Source organism: Pseudoalteromonas sp. G4 (genome assembly GCF_028875915.1).
Lineage (GTDB): Bacteria > Pseudomonadota > Gammaproteobacteria > Enterobacterales > Alteromonadaceae > Pseudoalteromonas.
The window spans coordinates 1-21,676 of sequence record NZ_JAPEHW010000067.1; the positions used below are offsets into that span (position 1 = coordinate 1).

Annotated in this window: 18 protein-coding genes; 1 reads left to right on the forward strand and 17 read right to left on the reverse strand. The window is 39.5% G+C overall.

Features of this window, described 5'->3' with window-relative positions:
* Positions 1 to 65: 65 nt before the first annotated feature.
* The 6 genes from ftnA to prlC all read right to left on the reverse strand — a co-directional run bounded on the left by ftnA (position 66) and on the right by prlC (position 7,388).
* Positions 66 to 590, reverse strand: coding sequence for a non-heme ferritin (ftnA, locus tag ON073_RS16015; protein ID WP_274762898.1), 525 nt, complete (start codon positions 588 to 590; stop codon positions 66 to 68).
* 136 nt (positions 591 to 726) lie between these two features.
* Entirely contained in the window at positions 727 to 1,200 is a 474-nt protein-coding gene (locus ON073_RS16020; RefSeq protein WP_274762899.1) for a peroxiredoxin, read from the reverse strand.
* A 26-nt stretch (positions 1,201 to 1,226) separates the two neighbouring features.
* A complete protein-coding gene (locus ON073_RS16025) occupies positions 1,227 to 3,134 on the reverse strand; it encodes a methyl-accepting chemotaxis protein (protein WP_274762900.1) in 1,908 nt (635 codons plus the stop codon).
* A 46-nt stretch (positions 3,135 to 3,180) separates the two neighbouring features.
* Positions 3,181 to 3,957, reverse strand: coding sequence for a class I SAM-dependent methyltransferase (locus ON073_RS16030; RefSeq protein ID WP_274762901.1), 777 nt, complete (start codon positions 3,955 to 3,957; stop codon positions 3,181 to 3,183).
* Between the two features lie 81 nt (positions 3,958 to 4,038).
* Entirely contained in the window at positions 4,039 to 5,244 is a 1,206-nt protein-coding gene (locus tag ON073_RS16035; RefSeq protein WP_274762902.1) for a response regulator, read from the reverse strand.
* A 107-nt stretch (positions 5,245 to 5,351) separates the two neighbouring features.
* Positions 5,352 to 7,388 (reverse strand): oligopeptidase A, encoded by a 2,037-nt coding sequence (gene prlC, locus ON073_RS16040; protein ID WP_274762903.1) that lies wholly within the window; start codon positions 7,386 to 7,388, stop codon positions 5,352 to 5,354.
* A gap of 136 nt (positions 7,389 to 7,524) precedes the next feature.
* Here prlC and gorA point away from each other — a divergent pair, with 136 nt between their 5' ends.
* On the forward strand, positions 7,525 to 8,883 hold the full coding sequence (gene gorA / locus ON073_RS16045; RefSeq protein WP_274762904.1) for a glutathione-disulfide reductase: 1,359 nt from the start codon (positions 7,525 to 7,527) through the stop codon (positions 8,881 to 8,883).
* 280 nt (positions 8,884 to 9,163) lie between these two features.
* Here the strand turns inward: gorA and ON073_RS16050 are convergent, their stop codons facing one another.
* The 11 genes from ON073_RS16050 to ON073_RS16100 all read right to left on the reverse strand — a co-directional run bounded on the left by ON073_RS16050 (position 9,164) and on the right by ON073_RS16100 (position 21,313).
* Positions 9,164 to 9,850, reverse strand: a complete 687-nt coding sequence (locus ON073_RS16050; protein ID WP_274762905.1) for a response regulator transcription factor — start codon at positions 9,848 to 9,850, stop codon at positions 9,164 to 9,166.
* An 11-nt stretch (positions 9,851 to 9,861) separates the two neighbouring features.
* Positions 9,862 to 11,259 (reverse strand): hypothetical protein, encoded by a 1,398-nt coding sequence (locus ON073_RS16055; protein ID WP_274762906.1) that lies wholly within the window; start codon positions 11,257 to 11,259, stop codon positions 9,862 to 9,864.
* Entirely contained in the window at positions 11,246 to 11,584 is a 339-nt protein-coding gene (locus ON073_RS16060; protein ID WP_274762907.1) for a hypothetical protein, read from the reverse strand. Before ON073_RS16060 ends, ON073_RS16055 begins: the two co-directional genes overlap by 14 nt.
* Positions 11,581 to 13,134 (reverse strand): sensor histidine kinase, encoded by a 1,554-nt coding sequence (locus ON073_RS16065; protein ID WP_274762908.1) that lies wholly within the window; start codon positions 13,132 to 13,134, stop codon positions 11,581 to 11,583. Before ON073_RS16065 ends, ON073_RS16060 begins: the two co-directional genes overlap by 4 nt.
* Positions 13,135 to 13,179: 45 nt before the next feature.
* Positions 13,180 to 13,566, reverse strand: coding sequence for a hypothetical protein (locus ON073_RS16070; RefSeq protein ID WP_274762909.1), 387 nt, complete (start codon positions 13,564 to 13,566; stop codon positions 13,180 to 13,182).
* A 47-nt stretch (positions 13,567 to 13,613) separates the two neighbouring features.
* Complete coding sequence (locus ON073_RS16075) at positions 13,614 to 15,575, reverse strand: serine protease (RefSeq protein WP_274762910.1); 1,962 nt, start codon at positions 15,573 to 15,575, stop codon at positions 13,614 to 13,616.
* A 166-nt stretch (positions 15,576 to 15,741) separates the two neighbouring features.
* On the reverse strand, positions 15,742 to 16,503 hold the full coding sequence (locus ON073_RS16080) for a glycosyltransferase family 25 protein (protein WP_274762911.1): 762 nt from the start codon (positions 16,501 to 16,503) through the stop codon (positions 15,742 to 15,744).
* 60 nt (positions 16,504 to 16,563) lie between these two features.
* On the reverse strand, positions 16,564 to 17,739 hold the full coding sequence (locus ON073_RS16085) for a mandelate racemase/muconate lactonizing enzyme family protein (RefSeq protein ID WP_100914059.1): 1,176 nt from the start codon (positions 17,737 to 17,739) through the stop codon (positions 16,564 to 16,566).
* Positions 17,740 to 17,856: 117 nt separating this feature from the next.
* Positions 17,857 to 18,624: a class II aldolase/adducin family protein gene (locus ON073_RS16090; RefSeq protein WP_274762912.1), complete on the reverse strand. Its 768-nt coding sequence runs from the start codon at positions 18,622 to 18,624 to the stop codon at positions 17,857 to 17,859.
* Positions 18,625 to 18,769: 145 nt separating this feature from the next.
* Positions 18,770 to 20,932 (reverse strand): prolyl oligopeptidase family serine peptidase, encoded by a 2,163-nt coding sequence (locus tag ON073_RS16095; RefSeq protein ID WP_274762913.1) that lies wholly within the window; start codon positions 20,930 to 20,932, stop codon positions 18,770 to 18,772.
* 213 nt (positions 20,933 to 21,145) lie between these two features.
* Positions 21,146 to 21,313 (reverse strand): hypothetical protein, encoded by a 168-nt coding sequence (locus ON073_RS16100; RefSeq protein WP_274762914.1) that lies wholly within the window; start codon positions 21,311 to 21,313, stop codon positions 21,146 to 21,148.
* Positions 21,314 to 21,676 lie beyond the last annotated feature (363 nt).

Consider the following 21,676-nt stretch of genomic DNA (forward strand, 5'->3'; position numbering starts at 1 on the left):
CAGGGTTCAGGGTTCAGGGTTCAGCAGATATTGCTAAAGCCTGAACTCATAGTGCAATCCGCTAATTAAGCGCCAGGCTCCATAATTGAGGAAGTGCCTTTTGTAGCTAGCTCTGCAAGATCTTTATCAATCCAGAAAAGGGCTTTACCGTCTTCACCAACAAGCTCAATTTTATCTAGGATACCTTTAAATAACTTCTCTTCTTCATGCTGCTCTGCAACATACCACTGTAAAAAGTTAAAGGTTGAATAGTCATGAGTTGTAAACGCTACGTGTGTTAATTCATTAATCGCTTTTGTAATTTCACACTCATGTTTTAAGGTTTCACGAAATACATCACCTAAAGAGCCAAACTCATGCGGTGGCGCTTCAATGGTACCTAAAATTGGCATTGCACCTGTTTCACTTACATAAGTGAACAAACGATTCATATGATCCATTTCTTCTAATGCATGCTTTCTCAATAACTCAGCTGCACCTTCAAATCCTTTATCTTCGCACCATGCACTCATTTGTAAGTAAAGGTTTGATGAATAAAACTCTAGATTAATTTGCTCGTTTAACTTTTCAACCATTGCAGGTGCTAACATAAGAACTCCACGACTATACAGAATGCTAAAAATCCGCATTGTAAGCGTTAAGCAGCTAATTGCAAGGCAATTAACTGCTTAATTTAATTAAAGAAAAAAGTGACTATAAGGGTAATAAAAACAAGTCTTATTTGTTTCAAATATTCGCAAGTACAGATTCAGCACTTGAGACAGTAAAAGCTTTTGGTTCTTCTAGCCACAATTGAGTAACCGTTTGGTTTTCAACAAGCATGGCATAACGCTGTGAACGATAGCCTCCAAAAACACCTGTCTCCATACCTAGCCCGAGCGCTTTAGTGAATGCACCATCACCATCAGCCAACATGGTAATGTTTTGGGCATTTGCACTGTCGCCCCAAGACTTCATTACAAATGCATCATTCACTGAAAGGCAAATTACACTATCAACGCCTTTTTCTTTTAATGCATCGAAGTGCACTACAAACCCCGGTAGGTGGCTTGCTGAACAGGTAGGTGTAAATGCACCAGGAACCGCAAATAACACAACCTTTTTATTGGCAAATAATTCTGCTGTTGTTGGCGTTGTCATACCTTCATTGGTTAATAAATTGAATGTATGACTAGGTAGGGTTTGATTAATTTCGATCATTTTGCTCACTCCAAAAGATGGTTAATTTATTGTAGACCTAATGAGGTACGTATTTGAACCATCTTTTGTTCAAGGTCAATTTGAATACCTTGAACTTGTTTATTGGAATCTTGTACACGGGCTTTTAATTGCGCCATAGCATGAGAAAACTCGCTCAAGTAATTACTTTGCTCTAAAGCAAAATTGCTTGCTTGATTCGCCACTTCTGAAGCAGACAGTGCATTGTCAGCTACACCACTTGCCGTTTCTTTTAATTTCGTTGCGGATTCGGTTTGCTGGCTTGCATTTTGCGCAAGCTCTACCATTTGTTGTGACACCTGCTTTGAGCTCAAGGTTAAACCATCTAACTGCTGCTTAATACTTTGCAATGAATTTTGAGTTTGTTTTGCCAGCTGCCTAACTTCATCTGCAACCACCGCAAAACCGCGTCCATGTTCACCCGCACGTGCTGATTCTATAGCCGCATTAAGGGCTAGTAGATTGGTCTGTTCTGCAATCGAGTTGATTACTTCAAGCACAGATGCAACATCATTAACCCCTTTTAATAACTGCTCAAGTGAGTCCATACCTGCCTGCACTTGCTGTTGCGTTTTGTTACTCGCCGCCAGCATTGATTCAGATTGGCTCACACTGATTTCCATTGCGCTAAATGTCAGTTCCGCATTATTTTTTACCGTGCCATTAATTTCGTTTACTTGCTCTCCAATTTCAGTCACTTGGCTTAATAGGCTTTCACTTTGCACAACTTCATTTATTGATTGTTCTGATGCCGTTAGCATCACTTTTAGTTGCTCACTCATGTTTGCTAAAAAGTCGCTCACTAACTGCAATGTTTCAGCACGCTCTTCTGCTTCTACTTTTTGTTTTTCAATCAGTTGGTTAAAGTAATATGCGATTTCACCCATTTCAGTTTTTGGGTTATCAACATAAATGTGTTCTAGGTTATCGTTTTCAATTAATTTAGAAAATGCATTTCTTAGCGCCCTAACAGGAGTGAGCACTTGCTTTCTCTGCGTAAAATACACCACAGCAGCAATCACAAACAGCCCTAACACTGCGACTAACAAAGTATAGAATACGCGCTCTTCAATTAATCTTTGGTCATCACGTAACTGCTTTTCAGCAACTAAAATACTGTTTGTTAAGCTACTAATCTCTTGTCTAAGAGATGAAATACCCATTTCACGTTGTTCATTTAAACGCTTGGTATTTGCTAATTCTTTGGGTAAACGATTGGGCAAACTAACGAGTTCGGCTTGTATTTCTTCACCTAGGTCTTCTGGTTCGTCACCCGTTAGCATAAGTTCATCTTCATCAATAGTGGGGTCAAAAACGCCTAATAAAGGCAGGTTTTCAATTTTTTTTGCAATACTTGTAAGCTCTTTAAGTACTAGATTAGTACTCTCTAAGTTATTTTCTTTCAATGCCATAACCAACTGCACAACATTCGTTTGATAGGTATTTGCCAATACATAAAAACGTGCTTGTTCACTGGAGCTTTGCGCTTTTTGCGCATACTGGCTTAATGCACTGGCGTAATCCGCCATTTCATTGAGTGCGTTATCAATTAAAGCGTTTTTGTTACCGCTTAGTTTACCAAGGGAAAGATATTTACCATCGATACCGTTTTGTAATTGTGTTAGTTGCGACTGAAGAGAAGACGATATAGAGGCTGGTAAAACTGATAAATTTTGTTCCACCGATGCAATATGTGATTTTGCCAAAGTTAGGTACTGGTTATCACCATAAGCTAGGTAATCTTGTAAACTATTTGCAAGATCAACCACTACCGTATTTTTAAGCTGATTATATGAAGTTGTTTGTTGATTAAGGGTATTAATTGTCTGGCTTGCCCAATACAGCACAACTGCCAACGCAATACTAATTGAACTTAGAACAACTAATAATAATCGGGTAAAACTTGAAACACGCATAGGGCACTCTTAATCCATAAAATTGCCCTTGAAGTATATGACTTTATTATGACACTTTTGTTTCAGTCATCGCTGCATTTACATAGACATCAAATCGATTTTTCTTGGTTTTAATTTGCATCGATGGTGTTTTATCTGCCAAAAATGGGGCGTAATCAGGTCGTTTTACAACGACTCGTTTACTTGCAAGAGCTATAGCTGGAGCAAGCAATGCATCAGCATCTAAATCTGAACCTACAAGAGATTGAAACACTCGCATTTCTTTTTTAACCGCGGCTGACTTTTCGCGATGTGGAAACATCGGATCTAAATAAACAACGTCAATCTCGCTTTGTGTTTCAGGCAGCAATAAATGGCTAGAGCCAAACGCCATCGTCATTCGTTCGCTCATCCATGTACCAATTTCACTGTCTAAATAAGCGCGTTGTAAACCATCATATAAAAGTGCAGCAACGATTGGATGACGTTCATGTAATGTAACATGGCAGCCAAGTGAGGCTAAAACAAAACCATCCCGCCCTAACCCTGCAGTGCCATCTAGTACGTGAGGTGTAATGCCTTTTCCTTTATTTAGTCCCACAGCTTTTGCAATGGCTTGACCTTTACCACCACCAAACTTGCGCCTGTGTGCTGCTGCTCCGGTGACAAAATCGACACGAATAGCACCTAATTTTGGCTCATCAGTTTTAGAAAGTGCTAAGCCATCTTGGTCATATTGCAAAGAAAATAAGGGATTATTTGATAGCCACGTTGATAAATCAAAGCGTTTATCAAGTTGTTCAAGATATTCTTTTTGTTCGGGAATACTGTTAGCAATTAACACTCTAAATCCATTGCTAAAAATTAAGATGAATTCATTATAGTGATTAGCAAGGTGTTTTTATACGTGAATAATACAAACTCACTAAAATAACTCGATATCATCTTGCGAGGTAACAACATTCACTTCATCTTGCTGTTCTTGCTCTAACATTTTTAATATTTTGTGACGCTCTTTCATGATGTGGTCCATATAAGTCATCACTTCATTAAACGAGCTTTGGATCTCATCACCAACCGTTAAATGATGACGCAAACTCTCAACCGTTTGCTCAACCGAGCCCAAAATATAATCCTCTTGGTCTGGCTCTAGCGCCAATCGTGGAACGGTATCACTAAAACGCTGATACAAGGTTTCTATCAATTCAACAGAGACTTTACTATTGCCATACAAGCTTTCGATTTGTGTGCGCAAGGTGCTATCAATTAGTTCAAAGGTATTTGTGATTTGCTGCGCTTGCTCAGACAACTGATTATATAATTCAAGGGTACCTAATTTCGCATTAGTAGCTTCTAGAATATGGGGGAACAAATCTTTGTATCGACCATAAAGCGCGGCATCATCCACAGGCATATTTTTTACTAACAGCGATACATTGGGGTAATTAATTATGGTTCTTGCACCAAAATCGATAAACCTATTGCCCTCTTTAGCATTGAGCATTAGCTCTTTTTCAAGAGGGCATACAGCACTGTTATTCGAGAAAAATTCATTACCACTGTCTAGCCAAAATGCGGTCACAACATTCAATTGAAGTGGTGAGAAAAATTCAAAAAAGCATTCAGATAATCGCGTCAGCGACTTTAAACCATAGGTTTGGCTAACATAGCGCATCGCTCGCCCCATATCGCTAAAGTCAGTCATTGCAACTGCTGCGGTATTTTGCGCATGCTCAATATCTTGTTTTAAAGTTTGCGACTGCTTCTTGTATTGATAAAGTACATTAATACGCGCAAGCAGCTCTTCGGTTTCAAACGGCTTAACAATATAGTCATCCGCACCTGAGTTATAGCCTTTAATGCGCTCTTCAAGAGAGCTTCTTGATGATAAAAACATAATCGGAATATCTTTAGTTTCAGTTTGCTGCTTTAACTTGCAACAAACTTCAAAACCGTTAATTCCAGGCATTTCAACATCAAGTAAAATAATATCTGGCTGCGAGTCACGGGCCATTTCAATGCCCTCTTCCCCATTGTATGCATGACTAACTTGATTATGATCCGTCAGCGTTTTTTCAATTATCTGGTGGATTAACTTGTCATCATCAATTGCAAGTACACTGGTGAGCATGCCTAAACCTATCTTATTAATTAGCTAAAATTAAGCATAGACTTAACAAAATGAAATGCATAAAAAAGCCGCTAATTTTTAGCGGCTTATTTGATTTTAATTAAATTTTATTGAATACCACTGTGGCGCAGCAAGGCATCGACATTTGGTTCTCGCCCTCTAAATGCCACAAATAGCTCCATAGGCTCTTTTGAACCGCCCATTTCTAATACATTATTTAAGAATGATTGGCCTGTTGCTCTATTGAAAATACCTTCTTCTTCAAAACGTGAAAACGCATCAGCAGAAAGTACTTCAGCCCATTTATATGAGTAATAGCCAGCTGAGTAACCACCAGCAAAAATATGACTAAAACTGTGTTGGAAACGATTAAACTCCGGCGCTTTAACAACCGACACTTGTTCACGCACTTTATTTAAAATTGTTTGAATTTCATCGCCATTTGATGGGTTGTAATCGGCATGAATATGGAAATCAAATAATGAAAATTCTAACTGGCGAATCATCATCATTGCTGATTGATAGTTTTTAGCTGCTAGTAATTTATCGAGCAAATCCTTCGGCAGTGGTTCACCTGTTTCATAGTGACCTGAAATAAACGCCAGCGCTTCTTCTTCATAACACCAGTTTTCTAAAAATTGACTTGGTAATTCAACCGCATCCCACGCCACACCATTAATGCCCGAAACCGCGCCCACATCTACTTGCGTTAGCATATGGTGAATACCATGGCCAAACTCATGGAATAATGTGGTTACTTCGTAGTGCGTAAATAATGCAGGTTTATCACCAACCGGCTTATTAAAGTTACATACCAAATAAGCAACAGGCAATTGCACATCACCATTTGCACGCACTTTGCGGCCAATACAGTCGTCCATCCACGCACCACCGCGTTTATGATCACGCGCATATAAGTCTAAATAAAATGATCCACGCTTTACGCCGCTGCTATCAAAAATTTCAAAAAAGCGAACATCTTTATGCCAAGTATCAACACCTTGCACTTCTTTAACATTAATACCAAATAGACGATTTACTGTTTCGAACAAGCCGCTTAGCACTTTGTTTTCAGGGAAGTATGGGCGCAGAATTTCATCTGAAATCGCGTATTTTTCCTGTTTAAGCTTTTCACTGTAATAGGTGTAATCCCATGCTTCTAACTTGCTAATACCGTGTTTTTCGTTTGCGTAGGCTGTCAGTTCAGCAAGTTCAGCTTGAGCTTGTGGTTTTGATTTTGTTGCAAGATCATTTAAAAAGTCGAACACTTGCTGAGGCGATTCTGCCATTTTTGTTGCCAGTGACTTATCAGCAAAGTTTTCAAAATCGAGCAATTGCGCCAGCTCATGACGAAGTGCAAGCTCTTCAGCCATAATGGCACTGTTATCAAATTCACCGGCATTTGGGCCTTGATCAGACGCTCGTGTGCTAAATGCAATATAAGTTTCTTTACGCAGTTCACGGTTATCTGCATGGGTCATAACAGGTAAGTACGATGGGAAGTCGAGAGTAAATAACCAACCTTCCAACTCTTTACTTTCAGCTGTGTGTTTTGCAAGTGCGATTGCTGACTCTGGTAAACCCGCTAAATCCGCTTCGTCCGTAACGTGTTTTTGCCAAGCAAGTGTGGCATCCATCACATTATTACCAAACTTAGCTGCAAGCTCCGATAGGCGCGCAACAATCTCGCCGTATCGTTTTTGTTTTTCTTCAGGCAATGCAATGCCTGAAAGTTTGAAGTCACGCAGGCTATTGTTAATCGCTTTTTGTTGCGCCTCTGAAAGGTTTGCAAACTCATCGCTTTCGGCAATCGCTTTCGTTGCTAAAAATAATCCCTGGTGCTGGCCTACAAAGGTTGAATATTCCGAGATAAGCGGTAAACACTCATCATAGGCTGCGCGCAGTTCTTCGCTATTTACTACAGAATGCATATGCGACACTGGCGACCAAAGACGCGTTAGCTTATCGTCAACTTCATCCAGTGGCACAATAAAGTTATCCCAAGTATACGACTCTTGCGCTAATACTTGCTCAATCGTTTGCTTACAATCCACAATACCCTGTTTTAATGCAGGCACAATGTGCTCAGGTTTAATTTGTGAAAATGGTGGTAACCCTTCAAGGCCAATTAATGGATTAGTCATAAAACACTTCTTATTAATTTGTCATTGTTAATTTAGATTGGGGCAATCGATAAAAATTGCAAGTTAGGCTATTGTGTTATCGGTTAGAATACCTATATCAGATAAAACAAAGATTTAAAAAATTAAGGAACTTCAAATGGCAAAGCATTTTGATTATATCGCTATCGGCGGTGGCAGTGGTGGTATTGCATCAGCAAACCGAGCGGCAATGCGCGGTGCAAAAGTCGCCCTAGTAGAAGCAGGCCCGCTAGGTGGTACATGTGTAAATGTTGGTTGTGTTCCTAAAAAAGTAATGTGGCATGGTGCGCAAGTTGCTGAGGCAATTAAACTTTATGCACCTGACTATGGCTTTGATGTTGAAATCAAAGAGTTTAACTGGTCTAAATTGCTTGAAAGCCGTGAAGCTTACATTGGCCGAATTCATAAAGGTTATGACAATTACTTAGCTAGCAATGGCGTAACGGTAATTCAAGGTTTTGCTAAATTTGTAGATAACAAAACCATTGAAGTAAACGGTGAGCACTACACTGCCGACCATATTCTTGTTGCTGTTGGCGGTCGCCCTAGCATTCCTAAGATTCCAGGTGCTGAATACGGTATCGATTCAAACGGCTTTTTTGAATTAAAACAGCAACCTAAGCGCGTAGCGGTTGTAGGTGCTGGCTATATTGCAGTTGAACTTGCAGGCGTAATGCACGGTTTAGGCACTGAAACGCATTTATGCGTTCGCCGTGATACACCGCTTCGCACATTTGACCCACTCATCGTTGATACTCTTATGGAAGTGATTGAGTCAGAAGGCCCAACTCTTCACACTAACGCTACGCCTAAAGAAGTTACTAAAGAATCTGACGGTTCTTTAACGCTGCACTTTGAAAATGGTAACAGCGTTAATGTTGACCAAGTTATTTGGGCGATTGGTCGTCAGCCAACTACTGATAAAATCAACATTGCAGCAGCTGGTGTTGAGTTAACCGAATCGGGCCATGTAAAAGTGGATGAGTTCCAAAATACCACAGCTGAAGGCGTTTACGCTGTTGGCGATATTATTGAAAACGGTATTGAGCTTACCCCTGTGGCAGTTAAAGCTGGCCGTTTATTGTCTGAGCGCTTGTTCAACCCTGAAATGCCAAATGCGAAAATGGACTACAACTTAGTACCAACCGTTGTATTTAGCCACCCTCCAATTGGCACTATTGGTTTAACTGAAACCGAGGCCCGTGAACAGTTTGGTGATGATGACATTAAAGTGTATACCTCAAGTTTTACTGCAATGTACACCGCAGTAACACAGCACCGCCAACCGTGTAAAATGAAACTGGTATGCCAAGGCCCTAACGAGAAAATTGTTGGCTTGCACGGTATTGGTTTTGCTGTTGATGAAATGATCCAAGGGTTTGGTGTTGCCATGAAGATGGGTGCAACAAAAGCAGATTTTGATTCGGTTGTGGCGATTCACCCAACCGGTTCAGAAGAATTTGTGACAATGCGTTAAGAACTGAGTCGGAAGTCGTCCTGACGCGATATTCCGGCTTTTCATCCCTGAAAAGCGTTCGAGAGACTGCGAAACTTCGTTTCGCTTCTCTCTCACCCAACCGGTTCAGAAGCATTTGTGACAATGCGCGCGAAACTTCGTTTCGCTTCTCTCTCACCCAACCGGTTCAGAAGCATTTGTGACAATGCGTTAGGAACTGAGTAAAAAGTCGTCCTGACGTTACTCGAAAAACAAAAAAGGGTATCATTAGATACCCTTTTTACTTTCACATCAGATGAAATTATCCAGTAAATAAATACCCTTTTGAACGCACAGTTTTAATTAAGCTTGGCTGGTTGGGGTCGCTTTCCAACTTACTGCGAATCGATGAAATATAAATATCCACTTGGCGATTTTGGCCATCGTACTCCATTCCCCAAAGGGATTTAAAAATAAAGTCTCTGCTGATCACTTCGCCACGATGTGCAATAAGTAACAATAATAAATCATATTCAGGTGCCGCAAATTCTAACGGCTGCCCCGCTTTTTGCACTTCTCGTTTGTGTTTATTAATTGTGATATCACAAATAGAAAGGCTGTTTTCTTTACTAACTTCCACATTTACTTCCCGGCGTAATAATGCACGGCATTTTGCTAGCAATAAACGCGGCTCAATCGGTTTAGAAATATAATCGTCTGCGCCAAATTCCAGACCAAGCACTTGATCTATGGTATCACCTCGGGCTGTTAGCATCGCCACTTTACCAGTATAAGCAGGTTTAATTTGCTGGAAGACTTGCATGCCGTCGATATCTGGCAGCATTAGATCTAACAACACCAAATCTGGCTGCTCAGCAATAATTTGTGTAACAGCTTGCTGGCCTTCACTAATTACTTTGCAATTAAATTCAAACTGCTGGAAAAAATCCTGCGTTAGGCTGGCTAACTCATGATCATCTTCAACAATTATCAGATTAAATTTTTCCATTTACTGCCACTTTAGAATTCAAAATTAACACCTAGCTTTACCCGCACAGTACTGCTGTGAACTCCCCAATAAATATCCGACGAGCGCTCCCCCCAATCAGCTGAGAGAAATGCTGATAAATGCTCATTTAGCTGATAATCAAGTTTAGAACCGATGCGTAAACTTTTATCGATTGAGGCAATATCACTGTTTGCGTCAAGCCCATACATTTTCTCTATATCGCTTTGGTTATAGTCCTGCTGGAAAAAATGCACATAGCCCACTGCACTTAAATCATCGGTAATTTGGTACACCAACGCTGTTTTTAAAATACCACCTTGATAATTTAATCCATCACTGGCATCGTTGTTCTTAAACTCAAATTGTACCTTGGCTAATAAACGATTGTTGTAAAAAAGTTTATTCCACTCCACACCAAGCGCCCACGACTTATTATCAAAGCCATAGTTAGTATATGAAAAATCACCAAACTGCACTTCTATCGTTTCAAAACTTCTATCCATATACTGGCCATAAAAATGCCATTCACCACTATCAAAAAAGAAGCGATAGCCAAGCGTTAGTGCACTTGATTTTATTTGCGGCTGACCACCTCGATACTGATTGCGCTGCTCAAATTGCACTGCAATTTCTTTATCGCTAGCGAGCGGCCAAACAAGCTCAGAGTCTAGTTTATAGAGCAGTTTGTCATAATCACTAAAATCAGCATTATCAATATTGCGGACCAAAAAGTTATTTTTCCAATTAACATTCTGGCCAAAGTAGTTGTACTTAATAAGTGCTGCTGATTCTATAAAGGTCGTATTTGGCTTTTCAAGAAACGGGGATAAATCGATGCCCAACTCACCTGGCATAACGATTTCACCATCAAGGCTATAAAGGTAACCTTTATCTGAAATAAAGTATTCTTTTCCATCAGGTAATACAAAATAAAAACTATCCAGATACGGGTCATCATCTAAAAAGTAATCACCAAAACTAAAACGCACATTATCGTCGTAGCCTGAAGCGATAGAGCCAACAAGCCCCCATTCATGCACAGGCTTTACTTGTTCTTTTGACTGTTGTTGATTAATTTCATTAAGTAAAAAGTCAATATTAAAACGCACATTATCCGGAAGGTTTGAAACTTGTTGCAGCGCTAATAAATGTGTTTTGGCTTCTGTAAGTTTTGCCAATTGCATTTGAGTTAAGGCTAACTCAAGGCGCACGCGATGCTGCGTAGGCGTTTGCGATAATTGATAGCTTAGTAGCGTTTCAGCTTCAGCCCATTCACCTCGTTCGATATGATACATGGCTTGTTCAAATACACTTTTAGTTTCATTTTGCGCGTTGGCAAAACAAGGTAACAAGAATTGTGAGCTTACTAAAAAACCTATAACTAACGGAATAATTCTAATAGTCTTCATTGTTTTCAATCTCTTGTTTTACTTTTTCTTCAAGTGCTCTTAGTTCCTGTTTCATTTTTTTAATGTCTTTTCGTTTTATATTTTTATTGTCAGAAACTTGAGAAGTATTCGAAACACCGCTGCTATCTTTTAGTAAATTACTTTTATCAAGTTCACTAATAGCATTTTGCAACTGCCCTTTTATGCCAACACCATAGCGCTCTTGAGGTTGCAGCTTTTTATCCCAATCTCCCCAATCAATCGCCGTTGTTTTTTGTGTATCCGTTTGCTGGGCGAACACATTTGTAACTGCTAACAAACAGATGATGTAAAAGAGCTGCCTCATAACTCACCACCCGCTTGATTTATTAAGGTGATACGAAAATGAGCACCTTGTGAAGTTGTTATCAAGTCTATTTCACCACCATGTTGCGAGACAATTTGTTTAACAATAGCTAAGCCTAAACCATAACCAGAGATGTTATTGCTCCGGCTTTGATCTTGCTGATAGAAGGGCTCAAAAATATAAGGTTGACTGTTTTCATCAACGCCAGGGCCGTCATCTAGTATATCCAAAATGATTTCAGTTTCGTTGTGATTTAACAACACTATCACTTCAGACTCTGCATAGCGCGCGGCATTATTTAATAAGTTTTCAAGCATGCGCGTAAACAATTGCTTGTTAACGGCAGCAATACATAAGCTTTCAGCCTTGAAGTTGAACTTTACTTTTGGAAAGACAATCTTCATGCCATCCACGATTGTCATAATAAAGCTGCTGAGCTCTAACTCTTCTTTTGCGATTGTTTCACTCTCTGAGATTTTCTCATAACTCAGCAGATCACCAATCAATAAATTGAGCTGATTCATATCTGCTTTGGTTTGCTCAATTAACGTATTATCCACGCCAATTTGAATACTTAGCGCTTCTAACCTGAATTGCGCTTTGGATAAAGGGGTTCTTAAATCATGGGAAACGGCACGAAACATTTGATGTTTTTGCTCAATCAAACGGGTAATACGCAGTGCCATTTGATCGATTTTCCAAGTTAATTGATTTATAACATCAAGGTTTTCTGGCATTTTCTGCGCTTGGATTAATTCAGGCTCAATTGCATCCACCTTGTGCTGAATAAAAGTCAACCGATTAACAATTAAGCGAATTATTAGCAGGATAAGCACTGCCAATGTAATTAAAACGGCAGCAAAACCCGATACCAATAAGCCTGTAGGGTACTGCTCAAAAACATTAATAGTGCCAAGTTTGAGTAAATCTTGCGAATTGCCCCACGGGGCATAAACATCAAATGACAAACTACTGTCAAATTCAGTTTGCCACACGATGACCATCTCACCTCGCGCTAAACGTTCTAACTGTTCACTATCAAGCCGTTGACTGGTGTTACTAACTCGATGAACCGGGTAGTAAAATTCTTGGCTAATTGACTGAAAAATGGCCTGGCGCTGCGCTATTGGATGTAAACCCAATTCGTTCAATAATAAAAACGCGGTGCCCGTTACAAGTTGCTCACTAACACCGTTCAAGGTCATATTGAGCTGTTGATTGGCGTTAATGGGATAGCTTATTCGATAACTACTTTGATTATCGTCACTCAATGAAATTTCAAGTTTATTTAACGCTTTTTGCTTTTCAGAAACAGACAGTGTGACATCCATTAAAGAGGCAACTAATTCAAGCCAGCGCTCTCGGTCAGCGCTATCTTTCTGTCGACTAATACCTTGTTTAATTAAGTATAAGGTGCCTGAAAGTTGCTCAGCTAAATGTTGCTGATAACGGTGCTGATTTATCTCGGAAAATACAAAATATGTTAGCAATAGCACTAGGCTAATTGCCAAAATAACCGCTCCGTATATTCGTAAGAATAAGGTTTGCAAATGAACTCCTCGTATTATCAGCAGCGTTATCTTTAAAGCTTAAGATTAGCCTCGTTTGCGTTTGGCTGGTTGATTTTCATCAATAGGGTTAAGCACCTTAATATTATCAAGTGACACGCCCATTGCAGGTAATTTAAAACTCACAGGGTACGCTCGCGGCATTGCACGGCACATATCGGCCTTAGTGCGTTTTAAAGCAAACTCATGTTTACCTTGGTGTCCTTGATAAAGTAATTCGAAATCTTCCTTGCTTGTACATCCTGTCGATTTAACAACAAACAATAACTTTTCTGAGGTCACATCAAAGCTGTAAATTTTTTCAAGATTATTGCGTTCAGTTTCCGTCATCTTGTTAGATAAAGTGGTACTGCTGCACGCTGTTGCAACTAGTGTGAATAGCAATACAAAAAAAACACTATAAATTTGTTTCATAATCATAAAGCCAGCAATAATTGCTGGCTACTCCAATCGTAATGAAATTAAACTAACTTTCTGCGAACAGCAAAAGCAAGACCTGCTAATAAGGCAATAATACCTGTACTACCACTGCTGCGCTTTGGTTTTTTGTTAATCGTCACGTTAACCGTTTTACTACTTTGCGCACCATACGCATCGGTAACGGTTACTTTAAACGCTAAACTTTTTGCCGTTTTATACGCTGGAGCCGTTAGGTTTACTACCGCTTTAGTTGCATCGGAAATCGTGATATCTCCCGCGGTCACTTCCCATTTATAACTTAAGCTATCACCTTCAGCATCGCTGCTTTCACTCGCATCTAAAACAAACCCTTTTTCTTCTTCAACAGTAATTGCTGCTTGTTTGACTTTGCTTTCTGGCGCAGTATTTTTAAGTACTGTACTTACTTCATCAATATAAGCTTTATCATCACCATTTGGATCGATATCCGTTTCGTCTTTGCTGTAAATCATCGTAATGCGATCTACACCTTCGGTTAAGGTAATTTCTTGCGCTGTAAATTCGGTTTCTTCAATACCTGACGTTCTGATAACTAATTCATTGTTATGACGAATTGTTAAGAAGTCCCAGTCTGTTTCAGAAGATACTAAATGCTTAAAATTAAATTTTTCAATACGGTCGTTATCAATAGTCGCTAATAACACACTGTCTTGATAGTCAGTAATATCACCACTTGCAATTGCTGAGTCGCCTTGCGATGCTTTGCTTGTTTGCACTTGCCAAGCAATATCGCCACCACTCCACCATTTCACATGATCATTATTGCTGCCCACAATCTCATTCATATTGCTCGATACTTGTGGCAATACTTTTGCACCATAGAAAAGCACAGCTTCTTTATTTAGCGCATCATTAGTATCTAATTTTAAAATAAACCCAGCATTGCCTGCTTCAGCAGTTTTTACATGTACGCTAATGTCACAGCTTTGTTCAAATGCGAGCGTCTTGCCATCACATTGGTTTTGTGAAACTTCAACTAACTCAAGCCCTTGGCTGTCTTCAATAACGGCATTGGTTACCATAAAGCTATCATTGCCAACATTTTTAATTGTAAACACTGCTTGTTCGTCAAACGTTTGCTCAACATAACCTTGGCGACTAATTTGCTTATAAGATACACCTGATTTTTTAGCTTCAACCCAATCATTGTATTTTGATACGCGCGCATATACACCTGGCGCGTTTGGTGCTGCACACCCATCACCAAAACTTACAACACCGGCCTGATACCATTCATTTTGATATTTAAAAATAAGAGGGCCTCCGCTGTCACCTTGACAAGAGTCCTTACCGCCTTCAACAAAACCTGCACAAATCATATTATCTGTAATGCCTGTTTCGCCATCTTGCGTATAGTCAGCAATACATTGCTCACGGTTGTATAGCGGCACTGTGACTTCTTGTAAAATTTCAGGGTACTCTGGCGCTTCATTTCCATTAGGATTCATATTGCCCCAGCCCATCACAATCAGCTCTGAACCATCTTTTAGATTTGCTTCCAATTCAGGAGTAATCAATTTTATTGGCGTAACACCAGTTACTTCTTCTGTTAATTCAACTATCGCAATATCATTATTAAGACCTACATCACCATAGCTTTCATGTTCGTAGATTTGCGCAACAGTAAAACGCTTGCCTGATTCAGGTTTAGTCGTATCGTAGCCGCCAATCCATACATGCATATTCTCAGCTGATGAACCTTCAATACAATGCGACGCGGTTAACACATATCGGCCACCAATAAATGAAGCGCCACAAAATGGTGAAATACCCTCAGCCTCAGCTGAAATAAGCGAAGTCATAAATGGGTAATTTCCTTCAACAGCAGGCTTTCCATCAATAATTCGAGGGGTATATTGTTCAAACGTTCTTAAATTCATCGCTGTGGCTTTTTGTGCAAATGCAAAAGGTGCACTCAGGACTGCAACACCAGCCATTGCTAAAGGTAAAGCAACTTTCTTCATAACATTTCCTATACTTTTCATCATATCTTGAAACGCATTAGAAACCTTTTTGCAACATGACAATATTTGAGAAATGTAGCTTTATGTAGAAATAAGTAGCCTTTTGTAGAGCATGCTGTTTTAAAAGGCTTTTATTTGGAATTAGAGCGTTTTTTACAGTAAGTAATTACAAAGACAAAATCACTTTTCGCGCTTTTTGCGTTTGCTTGAAATGATTAAATTTATCGTGTATTTGCTGTACTTTTCGCTTAAAAAAATTCTTACGAATAACTTGGTTTTGGCATGCAGCGGTAATTTCGCTGCCCACTTTACCATCTTGCTCAATCATAAAAGGCATTAGCGAATAAACAGATACGCCCGTTTGCCATGTGCGTTGAATTTGCGTATCAACAGGGCAACCAAATTGCTCGGTATTCGATAAAAGCTGTTTAGCAGCATTATAAGTTATAGCTTGCGCACAACAGCCTGTGAGCGGCTTTTTATGAAGTACTAAATCAAACTGTTCATTAACTTGTTTTGTTGCTTTGATAGGTCGGGTGCGATTTTGATAAGCGGCAAGCTTTAATAGTTGCCATTCAAATGTTAGCGATCCAATCGTATTAAACAAAGGAGCAAGCTCACCCACTAACTGAAAGTCATCTTCTAATACAATTGCGTAAGGCAGCTTTTGTTCAACTATTTTTTGCCACGCTAGGCGATGACTTAAGAAACAGCCAATTTCACCATAGCCAAGATTGCGGTAATACTGTTTTGAATTTAATTGAGATGAATAATGCGCTTGAATTTCAGCGTCTGTGAGTTTTGTGCCGTCAATGGCTTGGATACGTTCAAATTGAATATTTTGCGCCGCTAATCGTTCACTGCTTTTTTTAAGGCGCTCGATGCTTTTATCAAGATTAATCAGGAATACTTTAGGTTGGTTTAGCATTGTAAAAACGCCAATCTAACAGCTAGGTATTCCTGATTATAATGAGCTTAGTTTACAGTTTTATTTAATCTCAATACGTGGAGATTTCATAATCACTTCATCGTTTAGCTCAATGCCAATACCGGGTGCTTCTGATACTTCGAAGAAACCATTTTTAGGCTGCGGATCTTGAATACATAATTCGCGGTTCCACTTTTTAATTGCATAGGTGTGATGCTCGTGAATTAAAAAGTTTGGAATGGCTGTTTCAAGGTGCAGAGATGCCGCAGTTGCCACAGGGCCGCCACATACATGCGCTTGAATACGCACATCAAAAATATCCGCGTAGTCACATACTTTTTTGGTCTCAGTAAAGCCACCGCACAAACCAATATCAGGTTGTAATACATCAACACTTTGATCTTCAAGGTATGGACGTACACCCCAACGATTATATAAACGTTCGCCACCGGCAATTGGAACCGCTACTTTATCGGCTACTTTAGCGTGCAGCGAGTGATTTAAGTAGTTCACTGGCTCTTCGTAATACATGCAATCAAACTCTTCAGCAATTTCACCTAGCTGAATCGCCGTAGTTGCTCCCGGTAAGCTATGACATTCAAAAATAATATCCACTTCGTCGCCAACCGCTTCACGAATAGCCGCCATACGTGCACGGTAAAGCTTCATTTCGCCACGAGAAATAATCTTAGTGCGCTCGTAGTAAGTGTTGCCATCTTTGTCATACATGATTGGGTCAACTTTAACCGCATCATAACCTTCAGCAATCGCTTTTAATGCAGCTTCTGCGTATTCTTGAGGTTGCACTAGCGCTTTGAACTCATCGTCCCAGTCAAACTGTAATTGCGATGCATATGTGCGAAGCTTGTCATTTACCTTACCGCCAAGCAGTTGGTAAACCGGTAAGTTAAGGGCTTTACCTTTAATATCCCAAAGTGCAGTATCAATCGCACTCATCGCAGCATACACTACAGGGCCGCCACCTAAACCCCAAAAACTTTCGCGTAGCATACGCGACCATAATTTTTCAGTTTGGAAAGGGTCGAAACCAATTAAAAACGCTTCAGCAAATTCTTTAATCATATTTGCTGCTGCACTGTGGCCTAGATCATAAGCAAGACCTGCTTCACCAACACCTGAGATCCCTTCGTCCGTATGAATACGAACAAAAACGGGGTTCCATTGCGGACGCTCAGGGCAATGGGTATCAAACACTTCGACGCGAGTTACTTTCATATTTGTTGGGCTCCTAATTATTGTTGCCAAACGTTTAATTTTTACTTTGCACTTTGCAAAGGTTTAGAAATTTAAAAGTACTTCAAACCTAGAAGTACTTTGATGTTTGTTTACGAATTATTCTGTAAAACTAGGATCAATGCGATACGCTAAACGACGCATTGCTGGCCAAGATTTTTGACCACCTGTGCTACCTGTGTGCACTTTGTTTTGCTGATCTTTTACCGTATCTAAAATTTTCTGGTCAATGGCAATAAGTGGCTGGCTAGTTGAAAGCGCCATCACTTGAATTTCACAGGCTCGTTGTAAATCAGCCCAACGCATAAAGGCTTCACCAATCGAAGGACCTAAGGTTAATGCCCCATGATTAGGCAACATTAACGTATGCGCATTGCCTAAATCGGCTTGTAGGCGTGATTTTTCCTCAGCATTTACCGCGAGGCCTTCATAACCGTGATAAGCAATATTACTCAATGGGAACATTGCATGCTGTGAAATCGGCTTTAAGCCACCTTCTAAGCTTGAAACCACAATAGTTTCGTTGGTATGCAAGTGAATAACACATTGCGCATCGTGACGCACTTCGTGAATTGCGCTGTGAATGGTAAAACCAGCTGGGTTAATCTCAAACGGTGAGTCATCAAGAATTTCACCTTGTAGGTTCACTTTCACCAAGTTTGATGCCGTAATCTCATCAAAGGTTAAACCAAAAGCATTTACAAGGTACTCATCTTTTCCAGGTAAGCGAGCTGAAATATGGGTATAAATAGTATCGTCCCAACCGTAGTAATGAGCTAAACGGTAACAAGCAGCAAGGTCAACTCGTAACTGCCATTCTTCATCTGACACTTTGCCTTTGAGATTTATTTCAGGTAATGCAAACATGGATAAGTCCTAATTCGTTAGATGTATAGAAGTCTAAATTAGCAAGCCATAGGTGGCAATGATCTAAGCCAAAGAATTCTGAGTTTTGTGCAAAAAAAAGCGCAAATCAAGTTTGCGCTTTTTCGGATTTAGATAATAGCTTTGATTACAGCTTTTTCACACCCATGTTGTAAAGTGTAAAGCCATAAATATCAGCATATTGTTCAATGATTTTGCTTGTAGGCGTACCTGCACCGTGACCTGCATTAGTTTCAATGCGGATAAGTGTAGGGTTACTACCTGCCTGCTTTGCTTGAAGCTCTGCTGCAAACTTAAATGAGTGTGCTGGCACTACACGGTCATCATGATCGCCCGTAGTTACCATAGTCGCAGGGTATTCAACACCTTCTTTCACATTGTGAACAGGAGAATAGGCTTTTAGATACTCGAACATTTCTTTGCTTTGCTCTGCTGTACCGTAGTCATACGCCCAACCAGCACCCGCTGTGAATGTGTGGTAACGAAGCATGTCTAAAACACCTACTGCTGGTAACGCAACTTTGAATAGCTCAGGGCGCTGTGTCATTACTGCACCAACAAGTAGACCACCATTAGAACCACCATTTACCGCAAGTTTTTCGCTGGATGTATAGTTTTCAGCAATTAAGTACTCTGCAGCAGCAATAAAGTCGTCAAATACATTTTGCTTTTGTAATTGCGTACCTGCTTTATGCCATTTTTTACCGTATTCACCGCCACCACGAAGGTTAGCAACCGCGTAAATACCGCCTTGCTCTAACCATGCCGCACGCGTTGGGCTAAAGCGTGGTGTTAAACTTACATTAAAACCACCGTAACCGTATAAGATTGTTGGGTTAGAGCCATCAAGCTTTAAACCTTTCTTATAAGTTAAAATCATAGGTACTTCAGTACCATCTTTCGACTTATAAAATACTTGCTTTGATTCGTACTGTGCAGGGTCAAAATCAGCACCTGATTTACGATAAACTTCGCTAGTACCTTTTTCGATATTAAACTTAAAAGTTGTACCTGGTGTTTTATAGTTAGTGAAAGAGTAATAAAGCTCTTTATCTTCTTTCTCACCACCAAAACCACCGGCAGTACCGACACCTGGTAGCTCAATATCACGAACCAGTTTACCGTTCATATCGAACTGCTGAACTTTAGAAATCGCGTCAACCATGTAACTAGCAAAAATGTAACCACCACCCGTTGAAACATTTAGAACGTTTTCAGTTTCTGGGATTAAGTTTTTCCAATTTTCAGGCGTCGGATTTGTTGCATCAACTGTCACAACACGCTTGTTTGGCGCATCTAAGTTAGTTACTAAATAAAGCTTAGCGCCTTCGTTATAAATAACCTGTGTATCTGAGTTAGTATGGTCTAAAATAGTTTCTAACTTACTATCTGGCTTAGTTAAATCTTTAATAAATAGCTTATTGCCTGACGTTGATACCGCAGCTGAAATCAATAAGTATCTATCGTCTTCTGTAACATAACCACCTACATAACGATGCTTCTGGGTATCTGTACCACCAAACACAACTTTATCCTCAGACTGCTTTGTGCCTAACTTATGGAAATAAAGTTTGTGTTGATCTGTTTTTGCTGAAAGCTCACTGCCTTCAGGCTTATCGTAACTTGAGTAGTAAAAGCCTTCGTTACCAACCCAAGAGAGACCACTAAACTTAACATCAACTAAAGTGTCTTCAATTTGCTTCTTAGTTTCTACATCAATAATGATCACCTTGCGCCAATCACTACCGCCTTCAGAAATTTGATATGCGGCTAGAGAGCCATCCTTTGAGAAGGTAATGCCAGCTAAAGATGTTGTACCATCTTCACTGAATGTATTTGGATCTAAGAATACTTCTGGCTCACCACCTTCAACTTGGCGATAAATAACATATTGGTTTTGTAAGCCATCATTTTTGTAAAAGTAAGTGTATTTACCTTCTTTAAAAGGTGCGCTTACTTTTTCATAATCCATTAACTTAGTTAAACGCTCTTTTAGCTTGTCGCGGTAAGGAATTTGAGAAAGGTAGTCAAAAGTCACTTTGTTTTGCGTTTTAACCCACTGTGCAGTCTCATCGCTCATATCGTCTTCTAACCAGCGATATGGATCCGCAACCTGTGTTCCAAAGTAAGTGTCTACCACATTACCTTTTTTTGTCTCTGGATAACTTAGAGCAGTTTGAGTTACGGTTTGTTCAACCTTCGCTTCAACTTGTGTAGTGTCAGCGCTCTTTTCTGCGCCACAACCCACTAGGGCAGTGCACACAGCAAGTGCAAGTGCTTTTTTAATCATGATAATTCCCTTGAGTATATTTAACTACTTAACATATATGAAATAACAATACGTTGTCCAGCAAATAAGACCAAGGTAAATTGATTTAGAAACAATAAGATAACTTATTAAAAGCCAATTAATTTTACAATGATTTACTTTCTAATAGACTATGAATAAGGCAAAAAAAAGCCAAGGCATACGCCTTGGCTAACGAGTCCCCAAACTCGTAAACTATGAATCTTGATATGAAGATTTACTTTTAAGCAGTTCTAAATCTTCTTTAATCTGTTCGATGTAAGGATCGCTGTAGCCAAACTGAGAGAACTCCTCTAAACAAGCTAAATAAAAGCTTATTCTGTTTTTTTCAATATCCTTAATATCTTTTTCAAATAGTTCCATCGTTCAGCCGCTCCCTAGCCCTTTGATTATCAATAGTGTATTTAATCTAGATCAATTAAAAAGTACATTTTGCTAAAAAACATCTGAAATAAAAGTGCAATAAATACACAAAAACAGTAATTTCAATAAGTTAGAGTTTTAACTCAAGATATTACTACTAATAAAAGTTACTAACTACAGTTGAAGTAAGAGATCTCTTACAAACAAATTAGGCATATTTGCAGAATAAAAATTCATGTAATTTAAGTAACTTAATTAATAGATAAGAATCCTTTGCAATAACTGATTTCAATTAACTGAAAGTATTAAGTATGGCGAAGTCTGCAACCTACGTAGATTCAGGATTCAGGATTCAGGATTCAG

Bases quoted from the DNA above. Each gene is read 5' to 3' on its own strand.
- ftnA (WP_274762898.1), bottom strand. From the start codon at position 590: ATGTTAGCACCTGCAATGGTTGAAAAGTTAAACGAGCAAATTAATCTA.
- ON073_RS16020 (WP_274762899.1), bottom strand. From the start codon at position 1,200: ATGATCGAAATTAATCAAACCCTACCTAGTCATACATTCAATTTATTA.
- ON073_RS16025 (WP_274762900.1), bottom strand. From the start codon at position 3,134: ATGCGTGTTTCAAGTTTTACCCGATTATTATTAGTTGTTCTAAGTTCA.
- ON073_RS16035 (WP_274762902.1), bottom strand. From the start codon at position 5,244: ATGCTCACCAGTGTACTTGCAATTGATGATGACAAGTTAATCCACCAG.
- prlC (WP_274762903.1), bottom strand. From the start codon at position 7,388: ATGACTAATCCATTAATTGGCCTTGAAGGGTTACCACCATTTTCACAA.
- gorA (WP_274762904.1), top strand. From the start codon at position 7,525: ATGGCAAAGCATTTTGATTATATCGCTATCGGCGGTGGCAGTGGTGGT.
- ON073_RS16050 (WP_274762905.1), bottom strand. From the start codon at position 9,850: ATGGAAAAATTTAATCTGATAATTGTTGAAGATGATCATGAGTTAGCC.
- ON073_RS16055 (WP_274762906.1), bottom strand. From the start codon at position 11,259: ATGAAGACTATTAGAATTATTCCGTTAGTTATAGGTTTTTTAGTAAGC.
- ON073_RS16060 (WP_274762907.1), bottom strand. From the start codon at position 11,584: ATGAGGCAGCTCTTTTACATCATCTGTTTGTTAGCAGTTACAAATGTG.
- ON073_RS16070 (WP_274762909.1), bottom strand. From the start codon at position 13,566: ATGAAACAAATTTATAGTGTTTTTTTTGTATTGCTATTCACACTAGTT.
- ON073_RS16075 (WP_274762910.1), bottom strand. From the start codon at position 15,575: ATGAAGAAAGTTGCTTTACCTTTAGCAATGGCTGGTGTTGCAGTCCTG.
- ON073_RS16080 (WP_274762911.1), bottom strand. From the start codon at position 16,503: ATGCTAAACCAACCTAAAGTATTCCTGATTAATCTTGATAAAAGCATC.
- ON073_RS16085 (WP_100914059.1), bottom strand. From the start codon at position 17,739: ATGAAAGTAACTCGCGTCGAAGTGTTTGATACCCATTGCCCTGAGCGT.
- ON073_RS16090 (WP_274762912.1), bottom strand. From the start codon at position 18,624: ATGTTTGCATTACCTGAAATAAATCTCAAAGGCAAAGTGTCAGATGAA.
- ON073_RS16095 (WP_274762913.1), bottom strand. From the start codon at position 20,932: ATGATTAAAAAAGCACTTGCACTTGCTGTGTGCACTGCCCTAGTGGGT.
- ON073_RS16100 (WP_274762914.1), bottom strand. From the start codon at position 21,313: ATGGAACTATTTGAAAAAGATATTAAGGATATTGAAAAAAACAGAATA.